The 15584-nt window shown below is 61.4% G+C and carries 20 protein-coding genes and 4 tRNA genes; 14 read left to right on the forward strand and 10 right to left on the reverse strand.

Going from position 1 to position 15584, the window contains the following annotated elements:
* Positions 1 to 97: 97 nt before the first annotated feature.
* The 14 genes from ACF8ME_RS05540 (at position 98) to ACF8ME_RS05605 (ending at position 6618) form a co-directional block, all read left to right on the forward strand.
* Positions 98 to 319, forward strand: coding sequence for a hypothetical protein (locus ACF8ME_RS05540; RefSeq protein ID WP_392415595.1), 222 nt, complete (start codon positions 98 to 100; stop codon positions 317 to 319).
* Between the two features lie 6 nt (positions 320 to 325).
* Positions 326 to 808: a helix-turn-helix domain-containing protein gene (locus tag ACF8ME_RS05545; protein ID WP_392415597.1), complete on the forward strand. Its 483-nt coding sequence runs from the start codon at positions 326 to 328 to the stop codon at positions 806 to 808.
* Between the two features lie 68 nt (positions 809 to 876).
* Positions 877 to 1356, forward strand: a complete 480-nt coding sequence (locus tag ACF8ME_RS05550) for a hypothetical protein (RefSeq protein ID WP_392415599.1) — start codon at positions 877 to 879, stop codon at positions 1354 to 1356.
* An 84-nt stretch (positions 1357 to 1440) separates the two neighbouring features.
* The gene (locus tag ACF8ME_RS05555) at positions 1441 to 1683 is read left to right on the forward strand and encodes a hypothetical protein (RefSeq protein ID WP_392415601.1); all 243 of its coding nucleotides are present in this window, start codon (positions 1441 to 1443) and stop codon (positions 1681 to 1683) included.
* Complete coding sequence (locus tag ACF8ME_RS05560; RefSeq protein ID WP_392415602.1) at positions 1680 to 1979, forward strand: hypothetical protein; 300 nt, start codon at positions 1680 to 1682, stop codon at positions 1977 to 1979. The genes ACF8ME_RS05555 and ACF8ME_RS05560 overlap by 4 nt, the downstream gene beginning before the upstream one ends.
* Positions 1976 to 2605: a primase-helicase family protein gene (locus tag ACF8ME_RS05565; RefSeq protein WP_392415604.1), complete on the forward strand. Its 630-nt coding sequence runs from the start codon at positions 1976 to 1978 to the stop codon at positions 2603 to 2605. Before ACF8ME_RS05560 ends, ACF8ME_RS05565 begins: the two co-directional genes overlap by 4 nt.
* On the forward strand, positions 2602 to 2733 hold the full coding sequence (locus tag ACF8ME_RS05570; RefSeq protein WP_392415606.1) for a hypothetical protein: 132 nt from the start codon (positions 2602 to 2604) through the stop codon (positions 2731 to 2733). The genes ACF8ME_RS05565 and ACF8ME_RS05570 overlap by 4 nt, the downstream gene beginning before the upstream one ends.
* Positions 2730 to 2888 carry a hypothetical protein gene (locus tag ACF8ME_RS05575; protein WP_392415607.1) on the forward strand — a complete coding sequence of 53 codons (159 nt, stop codon included), beginning with the start codon at positions 2730 to 2732 and terminating at the stop codon, positions 2886 to 2888. Before ACF8ME_RS05570 ends, ACF8ME_RS05575 begins: the two co-directional genes overlap by 4 nt.
* Positions 2889 to 2890: 2 nt before the next feature.
* Positions 2891 to 3190 (forward strand): hypothetical protein, encoded by a 300-nt coding sequence (locus tag ACF8ME_RS05580; protein WP_392415609.1) that lies wholly within the window; start codon positions 2891 to 2893, stop codon positions 3188 to 3190.
* Positions 3187 to 3450, forward strand: coding sequence for a hypothetical protein (locus ACF8ME_RS05585; RefSeq protein WP_392415611.1), 264 nt, complete (start codon positions 3187 to 3189; stop codon positions 3448 to 3450). Before ACF8ME_RS05580 ends, ACF8ME_RS05585 begins: the two co-directional genes overlap by 4 nt.
* Positions 3447 to 3692, forward strand: a complete 246-nt coding sequence (locus ACF8ME_RS05590; RefSeq protein ID WP_392415612.1) for a hypothetical protein — start codon at positions 3447 to 3449, stop codon at positions 3690 to 3692. Before ACF8ME_RS05585 ends, ACF8ME_RS05590 begins: the two co-directional genes overlap by 4 nt.
* Positions 3676 to 5829 carry a ParB/RepB/Spo0J family partition protein gene (locus ACF8ME_RS05595; RefSeq protein ID WP_392415614.1) on the forward strand — a complete coding sequence of 718 codons (2154 nt, stop codon included), beginning with the start codon at positions 3676 to 3678 and terminating at the stop codon, positions 5827 to 5829. The genes ACF8ME_RS05590 and ACF8ME_RS05595 overlap by 17 nt, the downstream gene beginning before the upstream one ends.
* On the forward strand, positions 5826 to 6239 hold the full coding sequence (locus tag ACF8ME_RS05600) for an ASCH domain-containing protein (RefSeq protein WP_392415616.1): 414 nt from the start codon (positions 5826 to 5828) through the stop codon (positions 6237 to 6239). The genes ACF8ME_RS05595 and ACF8ME_RS05600 overlap by 4 nt, the downstream gene beginning before the upstream one ends.
* Positions 6226 to 6618 (forward strand): helix-turn-helix domain-containing protein, encoded by a 393-nt coding sequence (locus ACF8ME_RS05605; RefSeq protein ID WP_392415618.1) that lies wholly within the window; start codon positions 6226 to 6228, stop codon positions 6616 to 6618. The genes ACF8ME_RS05600 and ACF8ME_RS05605 overlap by 14 nt, the downstream gene beginning before the upstream one ends.
* Positions 6619 to 6801: 183 nt before the next feature.
* On the opposite strand, the gene ACF8ME_RS05610 is transcribed toward ACF8ME_RS05605, so the two are convergent.
* From ACF8ME_RS05610 to tig, 10 genes are all read right to left on the reverse strand, one after another.
* Positions 6802 to 7596, reverse strand: a complete 795-nt coding sequence (locus ACF8ME_RS05610; RefSeq protein ID WP_392415620.1) for a hypothetical protein — start codon at positions 7594 to 7596, stop codon at positions 6802 to 6804.
* A gap of 31 nt (positions 7597 to 7627) precedes the next feature.
* Positions 7628 to 8827 carry a tyrosine-type recombinase/integrase gene (locus ACF8ME_RS05615; RefSeq protein WP_392415622.1) on the reverse strand — a complete coding sequence of 400 codons (1200 nt, stop codon included), beginning with the start codon at positions 8825 to 8827 and terminating at the stop codon, positions 7628 to 7630.
* Positions 8828 to 9018: 191 nt separating this feature from the next.
* Positions 9019 to 9092 (reverse strand) — tRNA-Cys (locus ACF8ME_RS05620).
* A gap of 43 nt (positions 9093 to 9135) precedes the next feature.
* Positions 9136 to 9211 (reverse strand) — tRNA-Gly (locus tag ACF8ME_RS05625).
* Between the two features lie 58 nt (positions 9212 to 9269).
* A tRNA-Gly gene (locus ACF8ME_RS05630) sits at positions 9270 to 9345 on the reverse strand.
* A gap of 69 nt (positions 9346 to 9414) precedes the next feature.
* A tRNA-Gly gene (locus ACF8ME_RS05635) sits at positions 9415 to 9490 on the reverse strand.
* 103 nt (positions 9491 to 9593) lie between these two features.
* Complete coding sequence (gene lon, locus ACF8ME_RS05640; RefSeq protein WP_016445089.1) at positions 9594 to 12008, reverse strand: endopeptidase La; 2415 nt, start codon at positions 12006 to 12008, stop codon at positions 9594 to 9596.
* Positions 12009 to 12128: 120 nt separating this feature from the next.
* On the reverse strand, positions 12129 to 13391 hold the full coding sequence (gene clpX, locus ACF8ME_RS05645; protein WP_012204530.1) for an ATP-dependent Clp protease ATP-binding subunit ClpX: 1263 nt from the start codon (positions 13389 to 13391) through the stop codon (positions 12129 to 12131).
* A gap of 107 nt (positions 13392 to 13498) precedes the next feature.
* The gene (gene clpP / locus ACF8ME_RS05650; RefSeq protein WP_016445088.1) at positions 13499 to 14107 is read right to left on the reverse strand and encodes an ATP-dependent Clp endopeptidase proteolytic subunit ClpP; all 609 of its coding nucleotides are present in this window, start codon (positions 14105 to 14107) and stop codon (positions 13499 to 13501) included.
* Between the two features lie 135 nt (positions 14108 to 14242).
* Positions 14243 to 15553, reverse strand: a complete 1311-nt coding sequence (gene tig, locus ACF8ME_RS05655) for a trigger factor (RefSeq protein WP_016445087.1) — start codon at positions 15551 to 15553, stop codon at positions 14243 to 14245.
* Positions 15554 to 15584 lie beyond the last annotated feature (31 nt).

Raw genomic sequence — 15584 nt, forward strand, 5'->3', positions numbered from 1 at the left:
GCGGGCCGGGCTCGCCTTGACAGCCCTGGCCCAAGGCATCGCAAGCAATGCCAGCAGCATGCGGCGGCGGGTGAGCACCCCTGCTTCAGCATCACGCATGAGCGCACCCCGACTCTGGCGCCCGGCGGTTTGCCAGTTCACGCAGCCCAACCTCGCCCTGGGTGAGCACCTCTATTTGGAGGGCCTCTTCAAGACTTACCCGTCGCGTGCCACGCAACCAGTGATTGACCTTTCCCGGGCTGACCGGCGGATCAAGGCGCTGCCCGAAGGCGGCCATGGTGATCCCATGCTTCTGAAGGTAGGTTTTGAGCTGCATTGATCCATTATGGATCAATCCACATTGGATCACCAAGTCATGAAGTCCATTTTGTGCATTCCACAAGCGTGGCCTGCTTGGGAAACTTGCTCCATGGAAACATGGAGAGACCGGGCAAAGGCCCGCATGCGTGAACTCGGCATCTCGCAAGAGCGCTTAGCCGAGCAGTTCAGCATGACGCCAGCTGGCATGCAGAAGTGGCTGGCCGGCGCACGCCAGCCGGCCTTTGAAGAGATAAACCAGATTGCCGACCACCTGGGCGTAACACGCACTTGGCTGACCTATGGCATCGACCCCAGCGACTCCACTGATGGCTTACCTGGTCCAGCCAGGTCCGTGGTTCGCAAGCTGATCCTCCTCGAAAGATCCGGGCGTTTGCCGGAGAGCCTCTGGGACGCCATCGGATCCATGGTGAATGCCGTAGCTCCACTCCCCGAAGAAACTGGGCACATCAAAAGTCCTGCCCAAGCGAAAAACGGCACAACAAACTAGAGCACCCCCCAGTGCAAGCGGGGCAAAGATCTACCAATTCATCAAACGACCCCCAGGAGGGAGACCAAGTGACCAGCCGTAAACAATGCCTAAAGTGCGGCCACACCGCCCAGTTTGAAGCAGAGCAACCCCTTGCCTGCCCGTCATGCGGCGCCGTGTACGCGAAGGTCGAGCAAGCCTTGCGAGATGGTCAAGCGCCCAGACCACAGCCTGTAGTGAGAACGCCAACTACCCGACTGCCAACCACTGAAGTTGACCACCACGCCTTCGCAACGGTTCTGCGAGAGGAAAGCATCTACCCCACGTTCCGCACAGTTGTAAAGATCGCCTACTGGATCGGCGTGCTCGCCGCCATCTGCATTGCACTCGGCGGCGTGATGGCATCGTTCTCAGCGGGCCTCGGGGCTTTGGCAGGCGGAATCGCCGTCGGCGCGCTGGTGTTTGTGTTTGCAAAGGTCGCCAAGGAAATGAGCTTGATGCTGGCCGACCTGAGCGACGCGACGGTGCGCACTGCAGCTCGGTCAGAAGCCAGCCGAAGCCAGCCGTAAGAGTACATAAATCCAAAATGGATTGACACAGATAATCCATTTTGGATAATCACCTCCACACCCATCCCGGGTGCTGGAGGTTCCATGTCCCTTGCCCCCCTTCTTGCGCTCCATGAAGCGCTGCAGGAAGCCGAGCAGTTCGTCGCCGGCTTCGAGCACGATCCCCATCAAGACACCGACGTCGTCCCGCTGCTGAAAAAGCTGCGCGACCAGGTCAATGCGACGCTCATCGCCATCGAGGTCGCACGCACCTTCTCGGCGACCCAGATTGCCACGGCCAGCATCACCGAAACCCGGGAAGCCCCGGGACTGCGAGGTGCAGCATGAGCACCGTGCAGCCCGCGCACATCAGGCCAGGCCAAGCCATCTACCTGATCTTGGCAACGGACCGAAGCGCCGAAGCAGCCACGCTGCGCGCACTCTGGAATCGCAGGACCGAAAGCAGCGCAGAAAAAGACGCGCTGTGGGCCGGCTACTACGAACTCAGGCGCACGGCCGAGATCGCCATTGACGACGTTGTGCGCAAGGGGGCCTTGCTGTTTTTCGGGCAGCAGGCGGCCATACATGAGGCGCGCCACGTCAACGACGTAGCACTGCAAGGTGTTCTGCGAGGTGAAGCATGAGCACCGTCCAGCCCATGCTCGACCTAGTGGAGCACCTCACCAGCGCACCCGGCGGCCAACCCAACCCCATCACCGCCAGCCTGTTGCTGTCGTGGTTGGCCCACCCCCTGCAAGACCCGCACGGCAAGCTGCGCAGCGCCCTGGTGCTGCGCGGCCCGCGTGGCAACGGCACCGCCATGCTGCTGGACGTCATGGGCCAGATCCATGGCGCCGCCTATCTGCCACTGGGCAGCGCCGAGCTGCTGGATGAGCCTTTCAATGGCTTCCTGTCCGGCAAGCGCCTGCTGAAGTTCGACGAGGCGCCGAAGTCCGTCAAGCAGTGCGAGCAGCTCAAAGCCCTGATCAGCAACCCCACGCTGCAGATCAACACCAAGGGCCACCCAGCGCGCGTCGAACTCAATCGCCTGAATCTCGTTTTCGTGACAGGCCAAGCCACCTGGCTCGGACCCAGCGACCGGCGCTACTTCGCCATTGACACAGCACCGCCCGCAACGCCCGAGCTGTACCGCGAGCTGATCCACTGGCGCGGCCGTGGCGGCGCCGTCGACTTCGGCCACTACCTGCGCCAGTACCCACTGAGCGAGGACTTCCTGCTCGAGCACGCGTGGACCGGGAGGGCAGCATGAGCACCTACCGCATCCGCGTCGCCGGCCGCACCTTCACGGGCGCCTACCTGAGTGGCAGCCTGGCCGTGCTCCTGGCGCAGTGCTTCCACCGCGTGCACAGCGCATCAGCCATCCGGGTGCAGCCATGAGCACGCGCCACCCCATCGAGCTGGACGGCCCGCACCACAGCCGCCTGCACCAGCGCCGCGTGCGCCGGCAGCTGATCGCCCTGGCCGTACTGACACTGACCTTGATCGCCGGCCCCTTCATCGCATCGGCAATCCACCTGTTCACAGGAGGCTGACCATGGAACTGCGCATCCACGGCCAGGTCACCGCAGCCACCTGCCGCACCACCACCGATGGCCGGCCACTGATCGAGGTCGAGCTGAAGACCCCGGACGGCCAGGCCGTGCATGCCAAGCACATCTACCCCGAGGCCACCGCCAGCAACAGCCACGCGGCCATGACGCTGGCGCGCCAGCTAAAGGGCCAGCAGGCCGAGCTGTACGCCACCAACCCCCGCTTCACCTGGCAGCGCATGGACTGCCTGGCCCAACTCATTCGCGCCGTGTCCACGGCCAGCCCCCGCAAGGATCTCGCATGAAACCCGTTCTGACCCCCATCAACCATGGCGCCGGCTTCGGCATGAACCGCCGCGCCATCGACTCCGCGCAGGAGCCGGTGCCATCGGCCAAGGCGCTGCGCCAACGCCGCATGCGCGATCGCCCCATCCGGGCCAGCACCACCCAGGGCACGTTCCACGCCCCCGAGCTGCTGCCGTCCGGGCGCCCCGGTGCCATGGATGCCTTCAAGCTGCCCAGCCTGATCAGCGGCAAGCGCGTGTACCCCAAGGGCCAGCCATGAGCGCGCCCACCTGCAGGAACTGCTCGCACTGGCAGCCCGACACCAGCGACCCCCGCATGGTCCGCCTGGGCTTCGCGCACTGCGGCAAGCGGTACGCACCCGGGCGCACCTTTTCGGGCACCAACCGCTGCGACAGCTTCGCCCCCATGTCTGCCGACCAGCTCGACGCGCGCCGCAAGGTGGCCGCCGAGCGCGTGCAGCAACTCAACGAAAAGGAGGCCGCCCGTGGCTCCCAAAAATAAAGACCCCCTGATCGACCGCGAGGTCGTCATCAGCGCCGAGGCCACGGGCAAGGGCGGCAAGCCCCACCCCCAGGCCGGCCAGCGCGGCAAGGTGATCGGCAAGACGCCCGGCGGGCGCCAGTACCAGATCGCCGTGAGCGACAGCCTGGTCAACCTGCCCATGGATGCGTTCGAGGTGGTGAGCGATCGCAGCCCCGCAGACGCAGCAGCCCAGCACCCCACGCTGCCCATCACCCAGATCGCGCCCAGCCGCACCAACCGCCGCGTGGTCGAAGACGACGCGCTGCACGACATGGCGGCCACCATGAAGCTGTACGGCGTGCTGCAACCCCTGCTGGTGCGCCGCCTGCCCGCCGAGCGCCTGCAGGACACGTTCGAGGACGCGGCCACGCGCCACGCCACGCACGAAATCATTGCCGGCGAGCGCCGCTACCGCGCAGCCCAGATCGCGGGCCTGCGCGCCGTGCCCGTCCTCGAGCGCGACGCGGACAACATGCAGGCGCTGTTGATGCAGCTGATCGAAAACCTGCACCGCACCGACCTCAACCCCCTGGAGGAAGCCCTGGGCGTGCAGCGCCTGGTCGAAGACCACGGCATGAACGCCGACACGGCGGGCGAGGCCCTGCGCAAGAGCCGCACGCACGTCTTCGAGTCCCTGCGCCTGCTGACGCTGTGCCCCGAAGCGATCGCAGGCCTCAAGGCTGGCACGCTCACGCGCAGCGTGGCCCTGCTGGTGGCCCAACGGCCCACGCAGGCCATCCAGGCCGAGTACACGCAGCGCGTGCTCACCGGCGGCCCCGACAGCGGCCCCATGAGCTACCGCAATGCCCTGGACCTGGCACGGCGCAGCTACATGCTCAAGCTGGACCAGGCCCCTTTCGCGCTCGACGACGCGACCCTGTGCCCCGCTGCCGGCGCGTGCACGGTCTGCCCCAAGCACACGGGCGCATCGCCCGAGCTGTGGGACAAGAGCGATGCAGACGTCTGTACTGACACCGCCTGCTTTGCCGACAAGAAGGAAGCCCACTTCGACCGCGTGAAGGCCCAGGCCCAACAGCGCGGGCAGCAGATCATCACCGGCCGCCAGGCCCGCGACATCATGCCCAGCGAAAACGGCGCGCCCCGCGGCTACCTGCTGCTGGACAAGCCCAGCCAGGGCAGCAACGCGCCTGTGCGCCGGGTGCTGGGCCAGGACGTGCCGGCGGCCAGCGTGGTGCTGATCGAGGCGCCCAGCGGCAACCTGGTGGAGGCCGTGGCCACGCACACCGCCAGCGCGGCCGTGAAGGTCAAGGGCGAGCGCCAAGCCGCAGCCAAGGCCTCGGCAGAGAAACCGGCCGAACCCACGCGGGAAGCGCTGCAGCGCGAGTACGAAATCCGCTGGCGCGAGCGCGCGGCCGAGGCAACGATCGACGGGCTTCTGCGTCTTCCCCCGGCAGATCTCGATCACATGCCCAGCGGCGCAGCCCTGCTGATCCTCAAGCTGCTGTCCGAAAGCGTGCCCACTCAGCACCTCTACCGCATGTTCCAGATCGACGGCAAAGACAGCCGAGCCGAACAGGATCTGCAGGATGCCATGGAGGATCTGGCCGAACAGGATCTGCCCGCGCAAATCCAGTACATGCTGATGATGGCCTGCGCACACGACCTGCACACAGCCACCCCCATCTTCGAGGAAATGGCGGATCTTTCTGGCGTGGATCTCGACTCGATCCAGAGCCAGGTGCAAGACGAGATGAAAGCCGAGGCCGCCACGCGCGCCGGCAAGGCAGCATCCACAGACAAGGCCACGCCCAAGCTCAAGAAGGGCAAGGCCACGGCCGCAGAGGCCCGCCGCGCGATCGCCGACGCCATGGCCGCTGCCGAAGTCACCAGCCCCAACGCCATCGAGCCGCGGCAGCAGGTCCGCATCCGCGTAGACCTGCGCGGCCCGGGAAAAAAGCTCCTGCCCACCATGGGCCGCATGGCCGTCGCCATCCAGCCCATGGGCGACCGCGCCTGGATGGTCGAGCTACCCATCGATTCCTCGGTGTCCCTGGACGACGACGAGGCCATGGCCTCGACCAGGTGCTGGGAGTTGAGTGCCGACTACACCGAGCTGGAAATCCTCAATACCGAACCCCAGGAGGCCACACCATGATCCCCGCCCTCAGTATCCGCCAGCCTTGGGCCTGGCTCATCGTCCACGGGCACAAGGACATCGAGAACCGGGATTGGTCAACGCCGTTTCGCGGCCAGTTGCTGGTTCATGCGGGCCTGACGTTGACCCGCGCCTACTACGACCAAGTCACCGAGGAGCTGGGCAACGCCAGCATGCTGCCTGCCGGCGGTTTGCCCTCATATCAAGATCTGCCGCGCGGCGGCCTGGTGGGCTGGACTCGCATCGTTGATTGCGTTGAGCACAGCGCCTCGAAGTGGAAACAGGAGAGTAGCTTCGGCTTCGTGCTGGGTGACAGCAGGCCCATGCCCTTCGTGCCGTGGAAAGGTCGCCTGCAGTTCTTCAACGTTCCCGAACATGCACTGGAGGCACATAGCCATGACGCGCGTTGACTCCGAGATCCTAACCGTTGAGGACTTGGCCAAGCTTTTTTCCTGCGACAAAGAGACCGCCGCCGCACGGCTGACAAGCGGCGATCTACCGGGTGTGAAGGTGGGGAGAAGCTGGATTATTCCCCGCCAAGCCTTGTTTGAGCGTTTAAACGAGAAAGCTCGGGAGGAGGCGGCGACTCGACGATCTTATCTTGATACTGCACGGAATTCTGCTCTACGGAAAGGCAGTGTCATGGAGGAAAAAACAATTGAGGAATCCAGCGTTCGACAGCTGTCAGGATTAACTCACACATCCTCTCGACAACGCGGCCGGACACGACGTACACCACCGCAACTTCCTTCGTTACCGGAATTCACAGATATGCAACAAGTTAAATAAAATAAACATTATCAATATAATAGTATCTTAAATATCTCCATACAATCATCTTAAAGAACCAGAAAACTGAGTTCACGAACGGAATTAACTCAAAAAAAACATCAAGGAATTACATCGCCAGTAGAAAATTCCACCAAGAGCATACATCCCAGCATACTGAGGTATTCTCGACGACTTTATTAATTAATTTTTATATGAACTAATAGTAAGATCATCTAAATTAAGAAATTCTCTTTCATTGTCCTTATCTAGCAACCTGAATTCACCTGTGGACTTCGCAGGGCTACCTTCATAACGAATCGCAATAACTCTATCACCGTATCTTTTTATCACAGCAAATTCTGGCGAAGATTTCAAAACAACAAATCCTTTCTGCAATCTCGCATGAGCCAAACCTGAAAAAAATGCGACAACCAACGCTAAGTACGTCAGCATAAAATATGCCAATATTTTTTTATATAATTTACTTCGCTCAGTTAGAGAACCAGAATCACTTCTTTTAATATAAGCATCTGCACTTGCAATACGTTCATTCAGCGTCCCTGACGTAAATATCAAATTTAACATATACTCATGGAGAAGAATAAAGGTCAAAAGTATTGCCAAAACCAATCCACTCCATCGAAAACCTCCAACAGACAAAAAATAACTTGTCCATAGAATGGCCACCAATACTAGCCTAACCTTTAGTGTTGCCGAAGGTATCATCTTAAAAAATACAACAGGCATCTGCCCCACGCTAATAAAATATGCAACTGTGAATGACATAATTAGTGCAGAAAAAAGTATATTACCAGTAGTAGGTTCAACAAAAAACCCTGGTATCCCAAAATAACTGCAGTAACCATATTCAAAAACAAATGTCAGAAAATATATAGCAGCCGTTAAACCGGCGACAACAATACCCTCAGAGACTAATGATTTAAACTTAGCCTCTCCAGACGCATCTTTAATTTTCAATTTTTGGAATCTAGCCAAAATTATCTCCTCAATTTTTGACCTTAATGCTCTAAAAAAACATTCGTGCTGCCAAATCTTCAGCCCGAAAACTAGCATACCGTTGCGCCATTTTGCTACCCGGCGCCCAGCCCATGATGCGATGGATTTCCACCTCACGGAACATCCAATCCCCAGTCTTGCTGCGCATCTCAAACCACAGGCACGTTGCCTCATGCCTCAGATCATGCTCTGTCAATCCCTCGCATTGCCCATAGGCAAACAGGCTGGCAAACCGATTTGACAGCCGCGACGAGGCCTTGGCCAACTCCTGCGCATTCTCATCACCATTCCACCAGGGGAAAACCAATTGCTGCTCGCCCTCATTCGGCAGCAACTGCAGATAAGCCTCGAGCACACCGATCAGCTCTGGCCGAATTGGCACCTCGCGGAACTTGACCTTGCCATGCCACTGCTTGCTGGCTTTGGCCCGGATCACGCGCGTCGTCAGGCTGAACTGCCCACGCCGTAGCGTGTACGCCTCGCGCAGCCTCAGCCCCGTGTACAGGATCAACAGGAACAGGGCACGCAGGGCCGGCGCATCGTCCAGCTTGATGGTGCGCTCGCGGTCCGGCCGCCGCTCGCCAGCCAGCACCCGCTCGATGCGCTCCAGCTCGCCAGGCAGCAACCGGCGCTCGCGCTGGACATCTTCCTTGGCAACCTTGAGCTTGGCCTGGTCGCCGGCCGCAGCGTTGAGCGCCTCGATGTCGGCCCGGTCCTTCGGAGTGTATGTGGCAGCCCCCTTGGGCAACAGGCGCAGCGGGTTGCCCACCATTGCATCGGGATGTTGCCGCAGCCACCAGTCCAGACAACGGGACAGGGAGCCTACGCGTTTGCGAATGGTGCCTGGCGCGAAATTGCGCTCCAACTTGAGGCTGCGCACCCAGGCCTCGGCCCATTTGTAGGTGAGGTCCGCGATCAGCACCTTACCCAGCTCGGCCACTAGCAGGTCAAGGACGGGAATATCGGTGGCCGCTGGCTGCCCAGTGTTGATCCAAGCGATCAGCACGAATCGCAGCCGCTCGGTGGGCTTGGGCGCCGAGGCGGTCGGCTGCACCAGGCCTGCGGGCACCACGCCGGCGGCCAGCAGCTGGTCGACCTGCTGGCCGTACTGCTCGGCCTCGGCCTGGTCGTCGAACGTCATATAGACGGGCTTGGGCAGCAGCTTGCTGCGGATGGTCAGCTCATAGCGCCCGCGGGGCGTCTTGCGCACACTCGACACACTCACCTCCCATTGATGCTCGGGCGGAGTGTACTCACCTCATCGACAAACTCAGAAGATTAGGCGTGGTTCGACCGCAGTTTCGGTGCGGTTTGAGGTCGATTGAGCCCATATTGAGGCGGGCCGGAAATGAAAAAAGGCCCCGAAGGGCCTTATAAGTATTTGATTTTCTTTAGAATTTTTGGAGGCGCGAACCAGAGTCGAACTGGTCTAACCGGATTTGCAATCCGGGGCATAACCGCTTTGCTATCGCGCCAAGATCACTATCAAACATGCAGCATTGCTGCAGTTTCTAAAACTGGAGCGGGAAAACGGGTTCGAACCGTCGACCTCAACCTTGGCAAGGTTGCGCTCTACCAACTGAGCTATTCCCGCAAACATTCAAGCAACTACCCGTCACCTGAATCGAACGTACACAAGGCACATTCAAAACTGGAGCGGGAAAACGGGTTCGAACCGTCGACCTCAACCTTGGCAAGGTTGCGCTCTACCAACTGAGCTATTCCCGCTTGAATCATCCATTCTGGCAACCAACCGCCACCAGAACCGAACACACCCGAAACGGCATGTTCAAAATCTGGAGCGGGAAAACGGGTTCGAACCGTCGACCTCAACCTTGGCAAGGTTGCGCTCTACCAACTGAGCTATTCCCGCATTTCTATCGAAGCCTGACATTCTACAACGTCGTTTGCTGCGATGGGATGAATTGTAGCGTAGTTCTTGGAGGGTTCAGGAAAAACGCTACATTTTTTCATCTTCAGTGCTTGACTGCAGGCTCCACAGCCTTGGTTTCCGCCGGGGCCACGGCGGCGGCCTCCTCGTCGGACAGAGGCTCTGGCACGCGTTCCAGCGCCACCTTGAGGACCTGGTCGATCCACTTGACGGGGATGATTTCCAAGCCGCTCTTGACGTTGTCGGGGATCTCCTGGAGATCCTTGACGTTCTCTTCGGGGATCAGCACCGTCTTGATGCCGCCACGCAGGGCCGCCAGCAGCTTTTCCTTGAGGCCGCCGATGGCGGTGACCTCACCGCGCAGCGTGATTTCACCAGTCATGGCGACATCGGCACGCACCGGGATACCCGTCAGCGCAGAGACGAAGGCCGTCGTCATGGCCGCACCCGCGCTGGGGCCGTCCTTGGGGGTGGCGCCATCGGGCACGTGCACGTGGATGTCCTTCTTCTCGAAGGCCTCGTCCTTGATGCCCAGCATGCGCGAGCGGCTGCGCACCACGGTGCGCGCGGCTTCGACCGATTCCTTCATCACGTCGCCCAGCGAGCCGGTGCGCGAGATCACGCCCTTGCCGGGCATGATGGCGGCCTCGATGGTCAGCAGATCGCCGCCGACCTCGGTCCAGGCAAGACCCACGACCTGGCCGATCTGGTTGTTCAGTTCGGCACGGCCATAGGTGTACTTGCGAACACCCAGGTAGTCAGGCAGGTTGTCGGCAGTGACGACGACGGTGGGCTCCAGCTTCTTGAGCTGCAGGCCCTTGACGACCTTGCGGCAGATCTTGGACAGCTCGCGCTCCAGCGAACGCACGCCGGCCTCTCGCGTGTAGTAGCGCACGATGTCGCGGATGGCGGATTCCTCCACCCGCATCTCGCCTTCCTTCACACCGTTGTTGGTGATCTGCTTGGGCAGCAGGTAGCGGATGGCGATGTTGACCTTTTCGTCCTCGGTGTAACCCGACAGGCGGATCACTTCCATGCGGTCCAGCAGCGCGGGCGGGATATTCATGGAGTTGGAGGTCGCCACGAACATCACGTCGCTGAGGTCGAAGTCCACTTCGACGTAGTGATCGCCGAAGGTGTGGTTCTGCTCGGGGTCCAGCACTTCCAGCAGGGCGCTCGACGGATCGCCACGGAAGTCCATGCCGAGCTTGTCGATTTCGTCCAGGAGGAACAGCGGGTTGCGCGTGCCGACCTTGTCCAGGCTTTGCAGCACCTTGCCCGGCATGGCGCCGATGTAGGTGCGGCGGTGGCCGCGGATTTCCGCCTCGTCACGCATGCCGCCCAGCGCCATGCGGACGTACTTGCGGCCCGTGGCCTTGGCGATGGACTGACCCAGCGAGGTCTTGCCCACGCCCGGAGGACCGACCAGGCACAGGATGGGCGCCTTGACCTTGTCCACGCGCTGCTGCACGGCAAGATATTCAAGGATGCGGTCCTTGACCTTTTCAAGGCCGAAGTGGTCGGCATTGAGCACCTCCTCGGCATTGGCCAGGTCGTGCTTGATCTTGGTCTTCTTGCTCCAGGGCAGGCCCGTGAGCACATCGATATAGTTGCGCACCACGGTGGCTTCGGCCGACATGGGCGACATGAGCTTGAGCTTCTTGAGCTCGGCCTCGGCCTTCTTGCGCGCCTCGGCAGGCATGCGAGCGAGCTTGATCTTCTTTTCGATCTCTTCGATGTCGGCGCCGTCCTCGCCCTCGCCCAGCTCCTTCTGGATGGCCTTGACCTGCTCGTTCAAATAGAAGTCGCGCTGGTTCTTTTCCATCTGGCGCTTGACGCGACCACGGATGCGCTTGTCGACATTGAGGATGTCGACCTCCCGGTCCAGCTGCTCGAACAGGTTTTCCAGGCGCTCCTTGATGTCCACCAGGTCGAGCACGGCCTGCTTGTTCTCGAGCTTGAGCGGCAGGTGCGCGGCGATGGTGTCGGCCAGGCGGCCGGCATCGTCGATGCTGGCGATGGAGGTGAGGATCTCGGGCGGGATCTTCTTGTTGAGCTTGACGTACTGGTCGAACTGCTGCGTCACGGCGCGGCGCAGGGCTTCGATCTCGCTGGGCTTGTGGGTTTCGGCCTCGGGCGCCACGGGCACGACGGAGCCCACGAAGTGGGTCTCTTCATCCATGACCTGCTTGACCAGCGCGCGCTGCTGACCTTCGACCAGCACCTTGACCGTGCCGTCGGGCAGCTTGAGCATCTGCAAGATGGTGGAGACGCAGCCGACGTCGAACATGTCGGCCGCCGTGGGTTCGTCCTTGGAGGCGGTCTTCTGGGCCACCAGCATGATGCGGCGGTCGCCCTCCATGGCCAGCTCCAGCGCCTTGATGCTCTTGGCGCGGCCCACGAACAGCGGGATCACCATGTGGGGGAACACGACCACATCGCGCAGCGGCAGCAGCGCCAGGTCTAGGGGGGTGGAAGGCAAAGGGGTATGTCCTGACATGGGAATCCTCGGTTTGTCAGCGGAAGATGGTCCGCCCACCGGTGTATTTCAACCCCGCAGCCCGAAAGGATTTCGGGCCACAGGGACTTGCGCTGCCGGACCTTTGCAGGCAGCGGCGCATCAGGCTTTCTTGGCCGCCTCGCGGTAAACCAGCAGCGGTGCTTTTCCGTCTTCGATGGTGGACTCGTCCACCACCACCTTCTCGACATTGTCGGCATTGGGCAGCTCGTACATGGTGCCGATCAGCGATTGCTCCAGGATGGAGCGCAGGCCACGCGCACCCGTCTTGCGCGCCAGCGCCTTGCGGGCGATGGCCTTGAGCGCGGCGGGCCGGATCTCCAGCTCCACGCCTTCCATGGCCAGCAGCTTGCTGTACTGCTTGACCAGGGCGTTCTTGGGCTCGGTCAGGATCTGCACCAGGGCGTCTTCACCCAGTTCGGCCAGGGCCGTGACCACGGGCATGCGGCCGACCAGCTCGGGGATGATGCCGAACTTGATCAGGTCTTCAGGCTCGATCTCCTGGAACACTTCCGAGATGGAGCGCTGCTTCTTGCTCTTGACCGTGGCGCCAAAGCCGATGCCCGACGCCTCGGTGCGGTTCTCGATGACCTTCTCCAGGCCCGCGAACGCGCCACCGCAGATGAACAGGATGTTGGTCGTGTCGATCTGCAGGAAGTCCTGGTTCGGATGCTTGCGGCCACCTTGTGGGGGAACGCTGGCCATGGTGCCTTCGATGAGCTTGAGCAGGGCCTGCTGCACGCCCTCGCCCGACACGTCACGCGTGATGCTGGGGTTGTCGGACTTGCGCGAGATCTTGTCGATCTCGTCGATGTAGACGATGCCGCGCTGCGCACGCTCGACGTCGTATTCGCAGCTTTGCAGCAGCTTCTGGATGATGTTCTCGACGTCCTCGCCCACGTAGCCGGCCTCGGTCAGCGTGGTGGCATCGGCCATGACGAAGGGAACGTTGAGCATGCGCGCCAGCGTCTGCGCCAGCAGCGTCTTGCCGGAGCCCGTGGGACCGATGAGCAGGATGTTGCTCTTGGCCAGCTCAATCTCGTCCTTGCCGGCCTTGTCCTTGTGACGCAGGCGCTTGTAGTGGTTGTATACGGCGACAGCCAGCGTGCGCTTGGGCAGGTCCTGGCCGATCACGTAGTTGTCCAGGTTGGCCTTGATTTCGGCGGGCGTGGGCAGGTCGCCTCGGCCGTCCTTGGCCTCGGTGCTGGGCTGCTCGTCGCGGATGATCTCGTTGCAGAGATCGATGCACTCGTCGCAGATAAAGACTGACGGACCCGCGATCAGCTTCTTGACCTCATGCTGGCTCTTGCCGCAGAAGGTGCAATAAAGGTTTTTTTCGCTGGAGGAGCCTTTTTTCTCGGCCATGGGGTCGGTGCCTTGTTACAGAAATATGGAAAAGGATGATAACCAAATGGAAAGCGGCGTTTTCCGTAGGGGGAAAACGCCGCCCATTCTCATACAGCCTCCGGGCTTCAGGAGCGCTTGTTGATCACCTGATCGACCAGGCCGTAGTCCTTGGCTTCGTCGGCGGACAGGAAGTAGTCGCGCTCGGTGTCGTGCTGGATCTTTTCCAGCGGCTGGCCCGTGCGCTCGGCCAGGATCTTGTTCAGGCGCTCGCGGGTCTTGAGGATCTCGCGGGCGTGGATCTCGATCTCGGTGGCCTGGCCCTGCATGCCGCCCAGCGGCTGGTGGATCATGACCTGGGAATTGGGCAGCGCAAAGCGCTTGCCCTTGGTGCCAGCGGCCAGCAGGAAGGCACCCATGCTGGCTGCAATGCCGGTGCACAGCGTGGACACATCGGGCTTGATGAAGTTCATCGTGTCGAAGATGGCCAGGCCGGCGCTCACGGAGCCGCCGGGGCTGTTGATGTAGAACGAAATGTCCTTGTCGGGGTTTTCGCTTTCAAGGAACAGCAGCTGGGCCACGACGAGGTTGGCCGTCTGGTCATTGACAGGGCCCACCAGGAAGATCACCCGGTCCTTGAGCAGGCGCGAGTAGATGTCGTACGACCGCTCTCCGCGGCCGGACTGTTCGATGACCATTGGGATCATGCCCAAACCCTGAGTTTCCAATGCGCTCATGTTTTCTCCAGTACTAGGGGGCTACTTTAGCCGTATCCGGAAAGAAAATGGGGCTTGTGCGCCAAAGCACAAGCCCCGCAGATGCCAACCCGCCCGCCGATCTCACGAAGCGGCAGGCAGGCGGTGCTCAAACCCTCAGGCCTGGCCCATCAGTTCGTCGAAGGACACGGCCTTGTCGGAGACCTTGGCCTTGCCCAGCACGAACTCGGTCACGTTGTTTTCGATGACAACGGCTTCGACTTCAGCCAGGCGTTGGCGGTCGCCGAAGTACCAGCGTGCCACGTCTTCGGGCTTTTCGTAGCTGGCGGCCAGCTCTTCCACGTGGGCCTTGATCTGCTCAGGCGTGGCGTGCAGCTCGTTGGCGCGCACCAGCTCGGCCACCACCAGGCCCAGGCGCACGCGGCGCTCGGCTTGGGGCAGGAACACGTCTTCAGGGATCTCGGCCTTGTCGGCGTCCTTGATGCCGCGCTGCTGCAGCTCGGCGCGAGCGCCTTCCAGCAGACGGGCGACTTCAGCCTGCACCGAGGCCTTGGGCAGTTCCAGCTCGGCCTTGGACACCAGGGCGTCCATCACGGCCTGCTTGTTGCGGCCCTGGACGCGGAACTTGACTTCACGCTCCAGGTTCTTCTTGATGTCGGCGCGCAGGCCTTCGACCGTGCCTTCAGCCACGCCCAGGGCCTTGGCAAAAGCCTCGTCCACTTCGGGCAGGTTGGCGGCCTCGATCTTCTTGACCGTCACCAGGAAGTCGGCGGTCTTGCCGGCCACATCCTTGCCGTGGTAGTCAGCGGGGAAAGCCAGGGGGAAGGTCTTGGACTCGCCGGCCTTCATGCCGCGCACTGCGTCTTCGAATTCCTTGAGCATCTGGCCTTCGCCGACCAGGAACTGGAAGTCTTCAGCCTTGCCGCCGGAGAAGGTCTCGCCGTCGATCTTGCCTTCGAAGTCCACGGTCACGCGGTCGCCGTCCACGGCCACATCGGCCTGGGCGCGCTGCGCGAAGGTGCGGCGCTGCTTGCGCAGGATGTCCACGGTCTTGTCGATGGCGGCGTCGTCCACTTCGGCGGTCAGCTTCTCGACTTCGGCCGAGGTCAGGTCACCGATCTTGACTTCAGGCATCACTTCGAAGATGGCTTCGAACTGGGCCTCGCCCTCGGGAGCGCCTTCCTTTTCGGAGATGCGGGGCTGGCCGGCCACGCGCAGCTTGGCTTCGTTGACAGCCTGTGCGAAAGCCTCGCCGACCTTGTCGTTGAGCACTTCGTACTGCACCGAATAGCCATAACGCTGGGCCACCACGCTCATCGGCACCTTGCCGGGACGGAAGCCGTCCATCTTCACGGTGCGCGCCACTTGCTTGAGGCGGTTCTCGACTTCGCTCTGGATGGAGTTCAGGGGCAGGCTCAGCGTGATCTTGCGCTCGAGCTTTTCAAGGGTTTCAACAGTAACGGCCATGTTTGTTCCTATGAGGGATTGGACCGTGCCG

Origin of the sequence: Delftia sp. WSY_7 (genome assembly GCF_043104845.1) — a bacterium.
Classification (GTDB): Bacteria; Pseudomonadota; Gammaproteobacteria; order Burkholderiales; family Burkholderiaceae_C; genus Comamonas; species Comamonas tsuruhatensis.

Coding starts and splice junctions, on each gene's coding strand:
- ACF8ME_RS05575 (WP_392415607.1), top strand. CDS start 2,730: ATGAGCACGCGCCACCCCATCGAGCTGGACGGCCCGCACCACAGCCGC.
- ACF8ME_RS05585 (WP_392415611.1), top strand. CDS start 3,187: ATGAAACCCGTTCTGACCCCCATCAACCATGGCGCCGGCTTCGGCATG.
- ACF8ME_RS05570 (WP_392415606.1), top strand. CDS start 2,602: ATGAGCACCTACCGCATCCGCGTCGCCGGCCGCACCTTCACGGGCGCC.
- ACF8ME_RS05600 (WP_392415616.1), top strand. CDS start 5,826: ATGATCCCCGCCCTCAGTATCCGCCAGCCTTGGGCCTGGCTCATCGTC.
- ACF8ME_RS05605 (WP_392415618.1), top strand. CDS start 6,226: ATGACGCGCGTTGACTCCGAGATCCTAACCGTTGAGGACTTGGCCAAG.
- clpX (WP_012204530.1), bottom strand. CDS start 13,391: ATGGCCGAGAAAAAAGGCTCCTCCAGCGAAAAAAACCTTTATTGCACC.
- ACF8ME_RS05555 (WP_392415601.1), top strand. CDS start 1,441: ATGTCCCTTGCCCCCCTTCTTGCGCTCCATGAAGCGCTGCAGGAAGCC.
- ACF8ME_RS05565 (WP_392415604.1), top strand. CDS start 1,976: ATGAGCACCGTCCAGCCCATGCTCGACCTAGTGGAGCACCTCACCAGC.
- lon (WP_016445089.1), bottom strand. CDS start 12,008: ATGTCAGGACATACCCCTTTGCCTTCCACCCCCCTAGACCTGGCGCTG.
- ACF8ME_RS05580 (WP_392415609.1), top strand. CDS start 2,891: ATGGAACTGCGCATCCACGGCCAGGTCACCGCAGCCACCTGCCGCACC.
- clpP (WP_016445088.1), bottom strand. CDS start 14,107: ATGAGCGCATTGGAAACTCAGGGTTTGGGCATGATCCCAATGGTCATC.
- ACF8ME_RS05540 (WP_392415595.1), top strand. CDS start 98: ATGAGCGCACCCCGACTCTGGCGCCCGGCGGTTTGCCAGTTCACGCAG.
- ACF8ME_RS05590 (WP_392415612.1), top strand. CDS start 3,447: ATGAGCGCGCCCACCTGCAGGAACTGCTCGCACTGGCAGCCCGACACC.
- ACF8ME_RS05560 (WP_392415602.1), top strand. CDS start 1,680: ATGAGCACCGTGCAGCCCGCGCACATCAGGCCAGGCCAAGCCATCTAC.
- tig (WP_016445087.1), bottom strand. CDS start 15,553: ATGGCCGTTACTGTTGAAACCCTTGAAAAGCTCGAGCGCAAGATCACG.
- ACF8ME_RS05545 (WP_392415597.1), top strand. CDS start 326: ATGGATCAATCCACATTGGATCACCAAGTCATGAAGTCCATTTTGTGC.